Below are 15,268 nucleotides of genomic sequence, written 5' to 3'. Positions count from 1 at the left end.
GTTTTTTTGTTTCAGCCTATTTTTAATAGTAGTAGAAAACATATCCGGGTGTGTCTTAAAATGTTACAATGGATTAGACTAAATGAGGGGAGGGTGCTTAAATGGGCAAAAAAGAATTAATTATTGTCACTGGTATGAGTGGTGCAGGAAAAACTGTCGCAATTCAGGCTTTTGAAGACCTTGGTTACTTTACAGTCCAAAATTTACCACCGGCAATGTTGCCTAAATTTTGGCAAATGATTTCGGATGAAGAAAATATTCAACGGGCTGCCGTGATGATTGATTTACGATCACAAAGTTTTTTTGATGATTTGGATGATGAAATTTATAAGTTACGAGAAAATAGTCATGATAAGTATGACATGAAGATTGTCTATATTGATGCATCTGATGAAGAATTAGTTGCACGTTATAAAGAAACCCGTCGATCACATCCACTTTCTGGCGAGGGTGGTACGCTTTATGGTATTCAATTAGAAAGACAAAAATTAAGTGGCATTCGTGATTTAGCAAGCGGCGTTATCCATACTGATGATTTCGCGCCACGTCAGCTACGCAATTATATTCAGCAACATTTTGGTTCAAAGGATGATCAAGCGAATACTTTTACGGTTCAAGTAATGAGCTTTGGCTTTAAGTATGGGATACCATTGGATGCTGATATGATATTAGATGTTCGTTTTTTAACCAACCCTTACTATGAAGTGACGTTAAGAAATCAAACTGGCCTAGATAAAGCAGTTGCTGATTATGTTTGGAATTCCGATGATGCTGAAGAGTTTTATCAACGAATTAGTGATCAAATTAAATGGTTGCTACCAAAGTATAAAGCAGAAGGTAAAAGTAACTTTACGATTGCTTTTGGCTGCACGGGCGGACAACATCGTTCAACGGCCTTTGCGCATCGCTTGAGTCAAGACTTGGGTAATGAGTGGGTTGTGAATGAACATCATCGCGATATTGAACGACGAAAGGAGAGTGCGAACCGCTCATGACCGAAAAGTATAGTGTAAATCGTACACCTAAAATTGTCGTTATTGGTGGTGGTTCTGGACAACCAGTTGTGCTAAATGGTTTAAAAAAATATGAAAATGATTTAACTGCGATTATTACAGTTGCCGATGATGGTGGTTCATCAGGAACGCTACGTGATTATTTGCAGATGGTACCACCTGGAGATATTCGTAATGTAATGGCGACGTTGTCACAACTACCTGAAAGTTTGATCGATATCTTTCAGTATCGTTTCAAACCAGAAGATGAGATGTTTGCACATCATTCGTTGGGCAACTTGATTATTGCAGCAATGGCTGAAAAAGAGCACGGTATTTTTGATGGTGTGCAGTTATTAGCTAGAATTATGCAAGTTAAGGGACATGTGTACCCCGTTGCTAATGAACCACTTGTATTGCACGCAGCCTTTGCGGATGGTACACATTTGGCTGGAGAAGCTGAAATTACAGCTGCTCATAAAGTGATTGATCATATTTGGGTGACGCCACAGTCTGAACCGGCAACGCATGATGTTCAGTCATCAAAGCAAGTTGTTAATGCTATTTTGGAAGCCGATGTTGTAGTGCTTGGTCCGGGTAGTTTATTTACTAGTATTTTGCCGAACTTGATGGTGCCTAATGTTGCTGAAGCATTGCGCGCAACACGTGCAAAAATTGTTTATATTGCTAATATTATGACGCAAAAAGGTGAAACGGATAATTTTACTGATGCAGACCATGTACAGGCGATTAATGAGCATGTTGGTGAACGTGTAGTAGATACTGTTATTATGAATACTGGTAAAGTTCCAGATGATTATATTGATTGGCAACGTTGGAATGAAATTTCATTGCAGGTTGATTCTGATCCTGAGGCGGTTAAAGCGCAAGGTGCCGAACCGGTACTAGGTGATTTGTTAGCGCTGCGGGATGATGGTGCCTTTCATGATGGTGATTCCGTTGCACAATTAATAATGCAAATTGTTAATGATCAATAAAGTAAAATGAAGTAGGAGGTGGCGCTAATGTCATTTGCGAGTGATGTTAAAAAAGAATTAACCACCTTAGAAATTAGTAATCCTGATAATGCGAAAGCTGAATTATCAGCGTTACTACGAATGAATGGTTCGCTTGGTTTAACCAATCAACATTTTACGTTGAATGTACAGACTGAGAATGCAGCTACTGCGCGACGTATTTTAGGATTATTGCAACAATTTTATCGACTACCTTCCGAAATTTCAGTGCGACGTCAAATGAAATTAAAAAAGAATAATTTGTATGTTGTTCGAATTACGCAAGGGGTCGGCAAGTTGTTAGATGATTTGCATATTTTTGAAGGTGCGGAGCTTTTACCTACGGTGCCTGATGAATGGTTATCATCAGAAGGTAAGGCACGTTCGTATCTTCGGGGTGCATTTTTAGCAGCTGGTTCAGTTAATAATCCAGAAACAAGTCGTTACCATTTGGAAATCTATTCATTATATGAAGAACAAGCTGTACAATTAGCAAGTTTAATGAATCGATTTGATTTAAACGCTAAAGTTGTTGAACGACGTTCTGGATATATTGTCTATTTAAAAGAAGCAGAAAAAATTGGCGATATGATGAAAGTAATTGGCGCAACTAATGCCATGTTTCGTATGGAAGACGTTCGGATTATTCGTGATATGCGTAATTCGGTTAATCGTTTGGTTAATGCAGAAAATGCTAATTTGGATAAAACGGTCAATGCTAGTCAAAAACAAATTGATGATATCTTGTTCTTGGACGAAGAGATTGGTTTAGGACGGCTACCAGAAAAGCTAAAAGAAATTGCTGAAATTCGACTAGCGCATCGTGAGGAACCTTTATCCGCTTTGGGACAGTATGTTCCGTCTGGTGAAATTTCAAAATCAGGCGTTAATCATCGATTACGAAAATTAACGAAAATGGCCGATGAAATTAGAGATAGCGGGCAATTACCTAAAGAATTACAAAGAAGATAACTTAATTAGTCAAATAAAGTTTGACCATTCTTGACGAAATGATAGAATGGTAATATGTTTTGACTTTGAAATAAGAGGAGGAAGTATAAATGACACCAGTTCCATATGTTATTGAGCAATCATCTCATGGTGAACGTTCATATGATATTTTTTCACGTTTGTTAATTGACCGTATTATTATGGTTAATGGTGAAATTGAGTCACAAATGGCAACCGCAATTATTGCGCAATTGCTATTCTTAGATGCACAAGATCCAGATAAGGATATTTACATGTACATCAATTCACCAGGTGGTGAAGTAAATGCCGGAATGGCAATTTATGACACGATGAATTTCATTAGTGCCGATGTGCAAACAATTACTATTGGGTTGGCTGCATCAATGGCCTCAGTTCTTGCATCTTCAGGTGCTAAGGGCAAGCGCTTTATTTTGCCTAACTCACAGTTTATGATTCACCAACCATCAGGTGGTGCTCAAGGTCAACAAACTGAAATTGAAATTGCCGCACAAGAAATTTTGAAGACTCGTAAGAAGTTGAATCAAATTTTGGCAAATAATACTGGCAAGCCATTTGAGGAAGTACAAAAAGATACTGAACGTGACCACTGGTTGGATGCGGAAGAATCACTTGCTTATGGTCTAGTTGATAAAATCATGACTAGTGCTAAAGAAAAAGAATAAATTTGTCATTTTTTTTACCAGTAGAGTAAAAAAATGATATTGACAAAGATGTGTTTTTGTTCATTGGAAAATGTGCAAAAATACATCTTTTTTTTGTACACTAAAAAAAGGCCTTATTAGTTGATATAACAACAATTATATGGATAATATTAGGTGTAACAATGACCGTTTTTTAATAAAAGCATGAGCGCATTGTGAATATATGAACTTTTATGTAAGCGCTTTTATCTAAAAAACAGTTAAATTAGATTGTTATTATTCATGTACTTTGTCCCATATTGAAACGTTTGAGTTAGTTTAGCATGTTGAACCTTTCACAATTCTATTTATAATTAAGAGTGTTAAGAAATGTTTTGGAGGAATTAAAACAATGAAAATTTTTGCGTATGGTATTCGAGAAGATGAGCAAAATGCATTAAACGAATGGATGACGAATCATCCAGAAGTGGAAGTTGATTATACAGATAAATTATTAGATCCACAAACAGCCCAATTAGCAGCAGGTGCAGATGCAGTTGATGTTTATCAACAATTGGCATACACCCCTGAAACTTTGACTGCCTTGCATGAACTAGGTATCAACAAGATGTCATTACGTAACGTTGGAACAGATAACATTGATTTTGAAACAGCACGTCGTTACGACTTTTCAATTTCAAACGTTGCCGTTTATTCCCCAAATGCTATTGCTGAACATGCAGCAATTCAAGGCGCTCGTGTATTACGTCAAACGAAGCCATTAGATCGTAAGATTGAAAATCATGATCTACGTTGGGCACCAACAATTGGGCGTGAAGTTCGTATGCAAACCTTCGGTATTATTGGTACAGGTCATATTGGACATGTATTGATTGATATCTTACAAGGGTTTGGTGCTAAAGTAATCGGTTATGATGTTTATCGTAATCCAGAATTAGAAGCAGAAGGTATCTATGTTGATACATTAGATGAATTGTATGCACAATCTGATGTTATTTCATTGCATGTACCAAGTTTGCCAGAAAATTACCACATGATTAATAAAGAGACCATCGCTAAGATGAAGGATGATGTTGTGTTAATCAATGTTTCACGTGGTGATTTGATGGATATTGATGCTGTAATCGACGGCCTAGATTCAGGTAAGATTTTTGGTCTAGCAATGGATGTTTACGAGAAGGAGGTTGGTCTGTTTAATAAAGACTGGTCACATGAAACATTCCCAGATGAAAAGATTGCAGATTTAATTGCTCGTGAAAATGTATTGGTTACACCACATACAGCTTTCTACACAACGAAGGCTGTTTACGAGATGGTAACGCAATCAATGGATGCTTCATTAGCCTTTATTAAGGGTGATGAAACTGCAAATGAAGTAAAGTATTAATTAAATAAGTAGTTAGTTACGTTGTAATGATTGTGGGATTTCATTACGTTCACTAGGTGACATGGTCACCTTAGAAAGGTAATCTAAGATTATGGCTAGCGCAGTTTTTGATGGTTCATATGAACTAAAGTTTAAAGATTTTTTCTTTAAGGTTTTGAGTGGGTCTGCTCAAGGTATTTTGATAGGTGTTTTACCTTCAGCAGTGCTAAAGTATGTTATTCGTCCGTTTGTTCAAAGCGGTATGGGATGGGCGGTTGATTTAAGTGCTATTTTGACACTATTCTCATCATTCATTCCATTGTTAATTGGTTTGGCAATTGCCATGCAATTTAACATGAAAGCTCTAGATGTTGGTGTTATGGCAATTGCAGTTGGTGCTGCTTGTGGTTCAATCAAATGGGCCTCAGTACCAGCTGGGTTTGAAAACCCAATTACGCAAGTGAAAACAACAGTTCCAAGTACTGTTTATATCGCTTCCGGTGCGGGGGATGTTATCAATGCGATGATTGTCTCTGCAATAGGTGTTTTGGTAATTTGGTTAATTGCGAAGTATCTAGGTGGTTTTGGATCACTAGCAATTATTTTAAGCCCAATTGTTGTTGGTGGTGGTGTTGGTTTAATTGGTAAGGAAATTGCACCTTATGTCGGTGAAATCACAACTTGGATTGGTAAGATGGTTCAATTGGCAACAGACTTACAACCATTACCAATGACTATTATCATTGCAATGGCCTTTGCGGTTATCATTGTTACACCTGTTTCAACTGTTGGAATCGCATTGGCAATTACGTTGTCTGGTTTAGGTTCAGCCGCAGCTGGAGTTGGAATTGTTGCAACGACAGTTATATTGCTAATCAATTCAATTAAGGTTAATAAGAAGGGTACATCAATCGCTATCTTCCTAGGTGCAATGAAGGGTATGATGCCATCTGTATTTAAGAAGCCAATTATGTTGTTGTCATTTATGGTAGCAGCGGCAATTTCTGCATTGCCAATTAGCATGATGAATGTGCAAGGTACACCAACATCAGCCGGATTCGGTTGGATCGGATTTGTTTCACCAATTCAATCAGTTGTTCGTGATGCAGCTGACAAGGTATTCCAAACAAATATGATTGGTGTTGTACCGGCTATCCTTATTTGGGTTATTATTCCAGTAGTTGCTGGAATTGTGGTCGACTTATTGTTTACCAAGGTGCTTAAGTTGTATAAGCCAGAAGATTTTGAACAAGAAATGTAATAAATTAAAAGAGGCGATGGATAAAACCATCAGCCTTTTTTTTTTACGGTATTACATAAATGATATAAAAAAACAGGGAATGGATTTAACCATTCCCTGTTTTAATAATCGTTTATTTAATACTATATTTATAATATAGACTAATAAATAATGAGCTTACTTAGGTGAAACAACTTGCTTACCATTGTAAGTGCCATCAGCGGCAACGTGGTGGTTACGTACGTAAACACCATTTTCGTTCATGTGAATAGCTGCTGTCTTCAAGCCGCCTTGACCACCGCGACGAGTACGCTTTGCGTGCTTTGAAACTTTACGTGCAGGAACTGCCATAGTTATATCCTCCCTTACACACCGCCGTGTTAGAAAGAAGGCAGTGTTAATAATCTAATTTTTTCAACTGTTCTAAATTACATTATTTTTGGCAGTTTGTCAAGTGACAACCTATCTATAATGGGATATAGTCGAAAGATTAAAAGCAAACGGTAACTTTACTTTTATCGTGACTAGTTAGATAATTAGGTGTACCAAAAAATAAGGAGGCATATTTACTGATGTTATTTTTATCAGTAAAGGATCCGTTGCTATATGGGTGATGGTCCGAGTTTTGCGGTTTTTATAATTAACTATTGGGGCAAGCATGACTATAGAGGGAACCTATCGTTAAAAGTAATGACAGTAAGTATGCTTGATTACAAGAGGAGACTACGGTATATGGAAATAGGAAAGCAGTTTAAGCACATTTTGGTGGCAGTGGATGATTCATACTTAGGACAGATGGCATTAGTTAATGCTATTCATCAAGCGCGTGAAGATGAAGCTAAGTTAACAATCGTGTCGATTTTTGAGAAAGGTCAATTAAGTGTTTTTGATTTCTTCTCAAAAGAAAAGACAACAGCGGCTGAGGATGATGTACGCCGCGCATTAGATCGTTATCGCCAAATGGCTTTGGAAAACGGTTTAACTGATGTAGATATCCGTATTGCTGAAGGTGAACCAGGGGAAGTCATTGTTAAAGATGTTATCCCTGCAGTGCAACCTGATATGGTTGTGATTGGCTCAAATTCACAAAAAGGAACTGAGAAGTACTTTGGTTCTCAATCAAGTTATATTGCTAACCATGCGCCTGTAACAGTGATGATTGTACGATAAAATATAAAGAGAGACTGGTTAACGAACTAGTCTCTCTTTTTTTAAAAAATTTGTTTATCAAGTAAGCGTTTTTTGGATAGAATAATTATTATAAAAACTCGTGGAGAAAATCAATGACACTGGTAAAAAAATATATTAATGCCTATCTATCGACACTGAAATATTTGAACGATACGGTAGCTGAACCGGCAGCAACGTATGATCTATCTTTTGAACAATATTTAATTATGCATAGTGTAGCGCAACATGACGGACTAACGTTAACGGATATTGTTGCTAAGCGTCAAGTAACACGAGCAGCTGTTTCACGACAGATAAAAATGTTGTTGCGTAAACAATATATATGGCAAGAACCAGATGCAATGGACCGCCGTCGCCAGTTATTACATTTAACTCAGCATGGGCAACAAATAGAAACGCTATTAACTAGTCGCATTGAAATGCGTTTTGAAGGTTGGCTGGCGGCACTTGGCGAAGAACGTTCTGTTGATGTTTTGCAATTTATGACACGTTTTGATGATAAAATTCAAACGAATGGTTAACAGTAATTGTTGTTTATGATGCTAACTGTATCTTAATCATACTTTTTATATTTATAGACTTGAATTTATTTGGTGTATGTTGTATGATTGAATAGTTGTTTTTGGGCATTAGCCAAGCGGTAAGGCAATGGTTTCTGGTGCCATCATGCACTGGTTCGAATCCAGTATGCCCAGTTTTACAGATGCGGGAAGCGTTAGTCGTATGACTAGCGCTTTTTGTTTTGGTAAAATACATAAAATTAAAATATTTTTTGTAAGCGTTATAAAGGTTTTCAGCTAACGCTTTTAAGAAAATTAGAGTTAGAAGATTTTGTGAATAGGTAGTGTGTATGGCTACAAAATATTGTTATAAAGCGCTACAATGTAACTAATGACGCTTATTGGAAATATAATATATTTTAAAGAGGTAGAAGTACATGTCTGAAGAGAAGAAAACAGGTGCTGACTTAGTTGTCGACAGTTTGAACAATCACGGTGTTGATTTAGCTTTTGGTATTCCAGGGGCTAAAATCGACCGTTTGTTTGAAAAGTTAGATCATCCTAAAGCAGGTGAAAAAGCACCTAAGTTGATTGTGACACGCCATGAACAAAATGCTGTATTTATGGCGCAAGCATTTGCACGTATCACTGGTAAAACTGGAGTTGTTGTTGTAACGTCAGGACCAGGTGTTGGAAACTTGGCTTCAGGCTTAATGACAGCAACGGCTGAAAATGATCCAGTTTTGGCAATTGGTGGTCAAGTACAACGTAAGGATTTGTACCGTTTGACACATCAAAGCACACCATCTGCAACATTGTTTGCCCCAATCACTAATTACTCAGTTGAAATTCAAGATCCAAATAACATTTCAGAACTAATCTCTAATGCTATTGCAGCTGCTAATGGCCCTAAGCCGGGTGCAGCATTTGTTTCATTACCACAAGATGTTGATGAAGCAGAAGTTACCACAAGTGCTTTGCCTGCAGTTAAGCCTGCTCGCTATGGTGCAGCAGCCGCAGAAGACACTGCTTGGCTTGCTGAGCAAATTAAGGCAGCTAAGTTGCCTGTATTGCTAGTGGGTGCACGTGGTTCTGATGATGATACAACCGCCGCTTTGCATGCTTTGTTAGAGCAAACTACTTTGCCGGTTGTTGAGACATACCAAGGTGCAGGTGTTATTTCTCGCGAATTAGAAGAATCAACCTTCTTTGGTCGTGTTGGTTTCTTCCGTAATCAAGTTGGTGACCAATTATTGGCACAATCAGATTTGGTTATTACGGTTGGTTATGACGCTATCGAATATGAGCCACGTAATTGGAATAAGAATGCTGACTTACACATTGTTGCAATTGACACACAAGCTGTTCAAATTGATAACAACTTTACACCAGCACGTCAGCTTGTGGGAACTTTGGCTGATACGTTGATCGATTTGAAGTCACAAATTGCAGGATATGAATTACCAGCAGCATCACAAGCTAAGTTAGCTGAGTTCAAGGAGGCTTTGAAGGAAGCTGCAAAGCCAACCTTTACGCCGGCACAAGAGAACTTGAATCATCCTTTGAGCATTATTAAGTCATTACAAGCACATATGACTGATGATATGACTTTGACTTCTGATATTGGTTCACATTACCTATGGCTTGGACGTTACTTTAAGTCATACGTTCCTCGTCACTTGTTGTTCTCAAATGGTATGCAAACTTTGGGAGTTGGTCTACCTTGGGCGATGGCAGCTGCTTTGGTTCGTCCTAATTCTAAGGCAGTTTCTGTTTCTGGTGATGGTGGATTCTTCTTCTCAGGAATGGAACTAGCAACAGCAGTGCAACTTAACTTGAATACTGTTCACATTGTATGGCAAGATAATTACCATTACGATATGGTTAAGTTCCAAGAAGAAGTTAAGTACAATGGTGAATCAGCCGGAGTTAACTTCTCAAAGATTGACATTGTAAAGTATGCTGAATCAACAGGGGCTAAGGGATTGCGTGTTGATTCACCAGACCAATTGGATGCGGTCTTGGATGAAGCATTTGCAACTGAAGGTCCAGTTGTTGTCGAAATCCCAGTAGATTACTCACACAACTATGAATTGATGTCTCAATTGATTGATGCAGAATAAATAGAAAAGCGTCCAGGTTTCTGGGCGCTTTTTATCAAATTAAAGGAGTGTATAAATATGGCAACAGTATATCAACACAGTACCTTAGCCGCTTTGATGGGAAAAGTTTTAGGCGGTTCGGCAACCTTGGCTGAATTAAAGCAACATGGGGATGCTGGTATTGGAACGTTTGACGGTTTAGATGGTGAAATGATTATGGTGGATGGTGAAGTCTACTATATGGATGGTGAAGGTCAAATTCATCATGTAACAGATATGGAGAAGACAGTACCATTTGCAACAGTTCATCATACTAGTGATGAGAAACAAAAGGTTTCTTTTAGTGCTGGTAATATGAAAGAAATGGTTTCCCTAATTAGTGATCGTCAATTAGAAAATACTTTTTCAGGTGTAGTTTTGCGTGGTAGCTTTAATCATATGAAAGTTCGTTCAGCTCCTAAGTCTGAGCGTCCATTTCCTTCATTATCAGAAATCACGCATACGCAACGTGAATTTGAAAAAGATGATGTTGATGGTGTGTTGATTGGTTACTATTCTCCAGAATTGTATCAAGGAACAGTTGCTGCCGGTTGGCACGTTCACTTTTTGAGTGATGATCGTACTTTTGGTGGTCATGTATTGGGCTTTGATGCTAATGAATTAACAGGGGATTTAACTATTTTTGATAATTATGAATTACATTTACCAATTCATGATAAAGAATTCCGTGAGCACCATGTTGATATGGATGGACTAAAAGAAGGCGTTGCGGCGGCTGAAGGTTCACAAGATTAATTGAACAAATAGCGATTACTACTATTTAATAGGTTGTAATCGCTATTTTTTTATCACCATAGTATGATGTACTTGAAAGATAACTTTTTTACTTAGTATATAGAGGAATAAAAAATGGGAAATTTAATGAAAGCAGTTGTGACAACAACTGATAAACAAACACCGTTAATTGATAAGGAAATTGCACGACCTGAAGTGAATGGTCATGATGTATTGGTGAAGATAGCTGCATCCTCAATGAACCCGGTTGATGTTAAACAATTAGAGGTGGCGCAAGCAACACAACAGGAGCGTGTTTTAGGATTTGACGCAGTTGGTGAAATCGTAGCAATTGGTGCTGATGTTACTGATTATCAAATTGGTGATCGTGTATTTTTTGCTGGTGAGTTAGGACGTACTGGTTCTAATGCAGAGTTTGAAGCAGTCAATGAGGCGTTGATTGCCAAAGCACCAACTACGTTATCTGATATCGAAGCCGCTGCGTTGCCGTTAACATTTTTAACAGCCTATGAAATGCTGGCTGATAAGTTTGGTATTCAGATGGTAGCTGATGGCGCTAAAGGAAAGACGTTGTTAATCATAAATGGTGCTGGTGGAGTAGGATCAATTATGATTCAACTAGCAAAGTGGTTAGGTATGACAGTAATTGCAACAGCTTCCCGTGACGAAACGATTGCATGGGTTAACGACATGGGTGCAGATGAAGTTGTTAATCATCGAGAAAATTATGTTGAAGCTATTAAAAGTCTAGGTTATGACGAGGTGCCTTATATTGCAGTGCTACATTCATTGGAACAACATTTTGAATCAGCAGCGGCTTTGATTGGTACGTTTGGTCATATTGGGGCGATAGTACAATCTATGAATCCATTACCAGTAGGATTGATTAAAAATCAGGCAGCCTCACTAGATTGGGAGTTTATGTTTGCTAAAACTAATGCAGGACAAAACATTGCTAGTCAGGGAACGGCACTAGAATTGTTGACAGGACTAGTTAATGACGGTTTTGTAAAATCGACAGTGACACAAACGGTAGATGGTTTATCTGCTCAGACAATTGCTGATGCGCAAAAAGAAGTTAGCCAAGGAAGCATGCTTGGTAAGTTAGTAATTAAGTACTAATTTAAATTGAATTTTTAAAAAAGATTGATTTATTACCAAAGTGATTAATCAATCTTTTTTTGTTGTAAAAAAATAAATATTTTCACTTGCACTCTATGGTGGAGAGTGCTAATATAGAAAATGTAGATAAGGTCAATGAAGGTCAAATAAATGAATGACGTTGATCTCTATGGGGAGTAATGAATATAAAAATGAATATAAGGAGGCCGTATTATGGTACAAGATCCATTTGGTTTTTCAAGTTTTGATGATATTTTTCGCATGATGAATAATGATAGTGTTGCACGTTCACAGCAAGCACAACAACGTGCGCAACAAGCACAACGCGCACAAATGAGCCGCGGTGGTGGTGATAATGGTCAAGGTAACGGATTACTTGATCAATATGGTATTAATTTAACTGAACTAGCACGACAAGGTAAGTTTGACCCAGTTATTGGGCGTGATGATGAAATCGCACGTGTAATAGAGGTTCTTAACCGTCGTACTAAGAACAATCCAGTTTTAATTGGTGAAGCTGGAGTTGGAAAAACAGCGGTTGTTGAAGGATTGGCACAAGCAATTGTTAATGCAAAGGTGCCAGGTAAGTTACAAGGTAAAGAAGTTATTCGTTTGGACGTTGTATCCTTAGTGCAAGGTACTGGGGTTCGTGGTCAATTCGAAGAGCGAATGCAAAAGTTAATGGATGAAGTTTCAAAGCGTGATGATGTTATTTTGTTCATTGATGAGATTCATGAAATCATGGGTGCCGGAACTGCTGGTGAAGGTTCAATGGATGCAGGTAATATCTTGAAACCTGCTTTGGCACGTGGTGAATTCCAATTGATTGGTGCAACAACACTAAATGAGTACCGTCAGATTGAGAAGGATGCTGCGATTGCTCGTCGTTTCCAGACGGTCCAGGTAGATGAACCAACTACTGAAGAAGCTTTGCAAATCATTCAAGGAATTCGTTCACGTTATGAAGATTATCATAAGGTAAAGTATTCTGATGATGCTTTAGCCGCAGCTGTTAACTTATCAAACCGTTACATTGCTGATCGTTTCTTACCAGACAAGGCAATTGATTTAATTGACGAGGCTGGTTCAAAGAAGAATCTGTCAGTTAAAATTGCTGATCCTAAGGAATTGGAAAATAAGATACATTCAACTGAAGCTCAAAAGCAATCAGCTATTGAACGTGAAGATTACGAAAAGGCTAGCCACTTACGTGATCAGGTCAACAACTTAGAATTACAATTAGAAGCTGTTAAGCAACAAGCACCGCAAAATGAGGCAGCACAAACTGTAACAGTTGCGGATATTCAAAAGATTGTTGAAGAAAAGACAGGTATTCCTGTTGGTGAGTTGGCAGCATCTGAACAAGACCAATTACGTCATCTAGGTGATAATTTGGCTGAACATGTTATTGGTCAAGATGAAGCAACACAAAAAATTGCACGAGCAATCCGTCGTAATCGTGTTGGATTCAATAAAACGGGACGTCCAATTGGAAGTTTCTTGTTTGTTGGTCCAACTGGAGTTGGAAAGACTGAGACTGCAAAACAGCTTGCTAAAGAGTTGTTTGGTACAACAGATAGCATGATTCGATTTGATATGTCAGAGTATATGGAGAAGCATTCTGTTTCAAAGTTGATTGGTGCGCCAGCAGGTTATGTTGGATATGAAGAGGCTGGTCAACTAACTGAGGCAGTCCGTCGTCATCCATACTCATTGATTTTGTTAGATGAGGTTGAGAAGGCTCATCCAGATGTAATGAATATGTTCTTACAAATTTTGGATGATGGTCGTTTGACTGATGCGCAAGGTCATGTCGTTTCATTCAAGGACACGATTATTATCATGACTTCAAATGCTGGTACAGGTGTTAAGGACACAAAGGTTGGCTTTGATCCAGACGATGAACAAACAACTTCAAAGTTGCTTGAACGATTAGCACCATACTTTAAGCCAGAATTTTTGAATCGTTTTGATGGGATTATTGAATTTAATGCACTATCAAAGGAAAACTTGTTGCATATTGTAGATTTAATGCTTGGTGAGATGAATGATGCTATATCTGAAAAGGGTCTACATCTTGCTATGACAGATGATGTTAAGCAAGAAATTGTTAACTTAGGATATAACCCGGAAATGGGTGCACGTCCATTGCGTCGAGTTATCCAAGAACATCTAGAAGATCAAATTGCTGATTTCTATCTTGATAATCCAGATGTTAAGGATTTGTTGGCAGAAATGGTTGATGGCAATATTGTTATAGCAGAACAAAAGAGTTCTGAGAAGCAAACTAATTAATAGAAATGCTTAAGGGAACGGTGGCTTATGTCACCGTTTTTTTTGTGTCCATGATTTAAAGGAAAAGATTTTTATGGGGTATAACCGTACTGAATCAAATGTTTGATGAATGTAACACAAATGAAATGTTTTTTGAACTCTTTTGAAAAGTCTCTACCGTACAATGTAGCTTGTAGTAAAAATCAAGAAAATCTTAAGAAATATCAGTTTAGATGTTTTTTATTTAAAATAATTTTAAGTAACTAATTTTGGATTTAAGGGGTAAAAATATGCACGCATCTGTAAAAAATACGTTATTAGCAACTGCTGGGGCGGCTGCAGCATTGGCAGGGAGCTCAGTTGTAGCTTCAGCTGATTCAATTACTGTTAAGTCGGGTGATACACTATATGCTTTGGCAGCAGCCAACCACGTATCTGTTGATGATCTAGTATCAGCTAATAAAATTGCTGACGCTAATTTGATTCATGTTGGTCAAAAAATTGAATTGTCAGGTTCATCAGCCGCACAATCAGCTGCACCTGCAAAGCAAGAAACTAAGCAAGTTTCAAACAACGGTTCATACACTGTTAAGGCAGGAGATTCATTATGGGCAATTGCTAACGCAAATGGTATGACTTTGTCTGAGCTATTGGATGCTAACCCTGATTTGCAAGCATCATCAATTATCTATGTTGGTTCTCAAGTTAACCTTTCAAAGTCAGCTGTTAAGTCAACTGCTACGGTTAAGCCTGCAGCATCACAAGCTGATACTACAGTAGCACAATCAGCAGCCGCATCATCAGCAGCTGCATCATCAGCAGCTGCATCAGAAGCAAACGCTAAGGCAGCCGCTGCACAATCAGCAGCAACATCAGAAGCAAATGCTAAGGCCGTAGCCGCATCATCAGCTGCTGTTGCAGCAGAAAATGCTAAGACTGTTGCCGCACAATCAGCAGCAACGTCAGAAGCAAACGCTAAGGCCGCTGCACAATCAGCAGCCGCACAATCAGCAGCAACATCAGAAGCAAACGCTAA

14 protein-coding genes and 1 tRNA gene are annotated in these 15,268 nt (G+C 38.1%); 14 read left to right on the top strand and 1 reads right to left on the bottom strand.

Going from position 1 to position 15,268, the window contains the following annotated elements; all coding sequences use genetic code 11:
- Positions 1 to 101 precede the first annotated feature (101 nt).
- The 6 genes from rapZ (at position 102) to GA0061074_RS03890 (ending at position 6,269) form a co-directional block, all read left to right on the top strand.
- Complete coding sequence (gene rapZ / locus GA0061074_RS03915; RefSeq protein ID WP_092462049.1) at positions 102 to 995, top strand: RNase adapter RapZ; 894 nt, start codon at positions 102 to 104, stop codon at positions 993 to 995.
- Complete coding sequence (locus GA0061074_RS03910) at positions 992 to 1,990, top strand: gluconeogenesis factor YvcK family protein (RefSeq protein WP_092462047.1); 999 nt, start codon at positions 992 to 994, stop codon at positions 1,988 to 1,990. Before rapZ ends, GA0061074_RS03910 begins: the two co-directional genes overlap by 4 nt.
- Positions 1,991 to 2,017: 27 nt before the next feature.
- Entirely contained in the window at positions 2,018 to 2,980 is a 963-nt protein-coding gene (gene whiA, locus GA0061074_RS03905) for a DNA-binding protein WhiA (RefSeq protein ID WP_092462045.1), read from the top strand.
- 89 nt (positions 2,981 to 3,069) lie between these two features.
- Positions 3,070 to 3,663 (top strand): ATP-dependent Clp protease proteolytic subunit, encoded by a 594-nt coding sequence (locus GA0061074_RS03900; protein ID WP_074426887.1) that lies wholly within the window; start codon positions 3,070 to 3,072, stop codon positions 3,661 to 3,663.
- A 370-nt stretch (positions 3,664 to 4,033) separates the two neighbouring features.
- Complete coding sequence (locus GA0061074_RS03895; protein ID WP_092462043.1) at positions 4,034 to 5,029, top strand: D-2-hydroxyacid dehydrogenase; 996 nt, start codon at positions 4,034 to 4,036, stop codon at positions 5,027 to 5,029.
- Between the two features lie 91 nt (positions 5,030 to 5,120).
- Positions 5,121 to 6,269: a PTS sugar transporter subunit IIC gene (locus GA0061074_RS03890; protein WP_092462041.1), complete on the top strand. Its 1,149-nt coding sequence runs from the start codon at positions 5,121 to 5,123 to the stop codon at positions 6,267 to 6,269.
- Positions 6,270 to 6,425: 156 nt separating this feature from the next.
- On the opposite strand, the gene rpmF is transcribed toward GA0061074_RS03890, so the two are convergent.
- The gene (gene rpmF, locus GA0061074_RS03885; protein ID WP_092462040.1) at positions 6,426 to 6,599 is read right to left on the bottom strand and encodes a 50S ribosomal protein L32; all 174 of its coding nucleotides are present in this window, start codon (positions 6,597 to 6,599) and stop codon (positions 6,426 to 6,428) included.
- A gap of 381 nt (positions 6,600 to 6,980) precedes the next feature.
- Between rpmF and GA0061074_RS03880 the strand changes: the two genes are divergently transcribed.
- The 8 genes from GA0061074_RS03880 to GA0061074_RS09070 all read left to right on the top strand — a co-directional run.
- Complete coding sequence (locus GA0061074_RS03880) at positions 6,981 to 7,418, top strand: universal stress protein (protein ID WP_092462039.1); 438 nt, start codon at positions 6,981 to 6,983, stop codon at positions 7,416 to 7,418.
- A gap of 113 nt (positions 7,419 to 7,531) precedes the next feature.
- Complete coding sequence (locus GA0061074_RS03875; protein ID WP_092462038.1) at positions 7,532 to 7,960, top strand: MarR family winged helix-turn-helix transcriptional regulator; 429 nt, start codon at positions 7,532 to 7,534, stop codon at positions 7,958 to 7,960.
- A 102-nt stretch (positions 7,961 to 8,062) separates the two neighbouring features.
- Positions 8,063 to 8,134: transfer RNA gene (locus GA0061074_RS03870), tRNA-Gln, on the top strand.
- A gap of 242 nt (positions 8,135 to 8,376) precedes the next feature.
- The gene (alsS, locus tag GA0061074_RS03865; protein ID WP_092462036.1) at positions 8,377 to 10,062 is read left to right on the top strand and encodes an acetolactate synthase AlsS; all 1,686 of its coding nucleotides are present in this window, start codon (positions 8,377 to 8,379) and stop codon (positions 10,060 to 10,062) included.
- A 57-nt stretch (positions 10,063 to 10,119) separates the two neighbouring features.
- Positions 10,120 to 10,836 carry an acetolactate decarboxylase gene (gene budA, locus GA0061074_RS03860; protein ID WP_042491704.1) on the top strand — a complete coding sequence of 239 codons (717 nt, stop codon included), beginning with the start codon at positions 10,120 to 10,122 and terminating at the stop codon, positions 10,834 to 10,836.
- A gap of 114 nt (positions 10,837 to 10,950) precedes the next feature.
- Complete coding sequence (locus GA0061074_RS03855) at positions 10,951 to 11,958, top strand: zinc-binding alcohol dehydrogenase family protein (protein ID WP_092462034.1); 1,008 nt, start codon at positions 10,951 to 10,953, stop codon at positions 11,956 to 11,958.
- 213 nt (positions 11,959 to 12,171) lie between these two features.
- Positions 12,172 to 14,253 carry an ATP-dependent Clp protease ATP-binding subunit gene (locus GA0061074_RS03850; RefSeq protein ID WP_174855266.1) on the top strand — a complete coding sequence of 694 codons (2,082 nt, stop codon included), beginning with the start codon at positions 12,172 to 12,174 and terminating at the stop codon, positions 14,251 to 14,253.
- Positions 14,254 to 14,522: 269 nt separating this feature from the next.
- A partial coding sequence (locus tag GA0061074_RS09070; RefSeq protein ID WP_143699430.1) for a LysM peptidoglycan-binding domain-containing protein occupies positions 14,523 to 15,268 on the top strand: 746 nt, incomplete at its 3' end.

Origin of the sequence: Weissella bombi (assembly GCF_900094835.1) — a bacterium.
GTDB classification, from domain to species: domain Bacteria; phylum Bacillota; class Bacilli; order Lactobacillales; family Lactobacillaceae; genus Weissella; species Weissella bombi.
This window is presented reverse-complemented; position numbering and strand designations above follow the sequence as displayed.

Excerpts from the sequence above, each read along its gene's own strand:
- rapZ (WP_092462049.1), top strand. The coding sequence starts at position 102 with ATGGGCAAAAAAGAATTAATTATTGTCACTGGTATGAGTGGTGCAGGA.
- GA0061074_RS03910 (WP_092462047.1), top strand. The coding sequence starts at position 992 with ATGACCGAAAAGTATAGTGTAAATCGTACACCTAAAATTGTCGTTATT.
- whiA (WP_092462045.1), top strand. The coding sequence starts at position 2,018 with ATGTCATTTGCGAGTGATGTTAAAAAAGAATTAACCACCTTAGAAATT.
- GA0061074_RS03900 (WP_074426887.1), top strand. The coding sequence starts at position 3,070 with ATGACACCAGTTCCATATGTTATTGAGCAATCATCTCATGGTGAACGT.
- GA0061074_RS03895 (WP_092462043.1), top strand. The coding sequence starts at position 4,034 with ATGAAAATTTTTGCGTATGGTATTCGAGAAGATGAGCAAAATGCATTA.
- GA0061074_RS03890 (WP_092462041.1), top strand. The coding sequence starts at position 5,121 with ATGGCTAGCGCAGTTTTTGATGGTTCATATGAACTAAAGTTTAAAGAT.
- rpmF (WP_092462040.1), bottom strand. The coding sequence starts at position 6,599 with ATGGCAGTTCCTGCACGTAAAGTTTCAAAGCACGCAAAGCGTACTCGT.
- GA0061074_RS03880 (WP_092462039.1), top strand. The coding sequence starts at position 6,981 with ATGGAAATAGGAAAGCAGTTTAAGCACATTTTGGTGGCAGTGGATGAT.
- GA0061074_RS03875 (WP_092462038.1), top strand. The coding sequence starts at position 7,532 with ATGACACTGGTAAAAAAATATATTAATGCCTATCTATCGACACTGAAA.
- alsS (WP_092462036.1), top strand. The coding sequence starts at position 8,377 with ATGTCTGAAGAGAAGAAAACAGGTGCTGACTTAGTTGTCGACAGTTTG.
- budA (WP_042491704.1), top strand. The coding sequence starts at position 10,120 with ATGGCAACAGTATATCAACACAGTACCTTAGCCGCTTTGATGGGAAAA.
- GA0061074_RS03855 (WP_092462034.1), top strand. The coding sequence starts at position 10,951 with ATGGGAAATTTAATGAAAGCAGTTGTGACAACAACTGATAAACAAACA.
- GA0061074_RS03850 (WP_174855266.1), top strand. The coding sequence starts at position 12,172 with ATGGTACAAGATCCATTTGGTTTTTCAAGTTTTGATGATATTTTTCGC.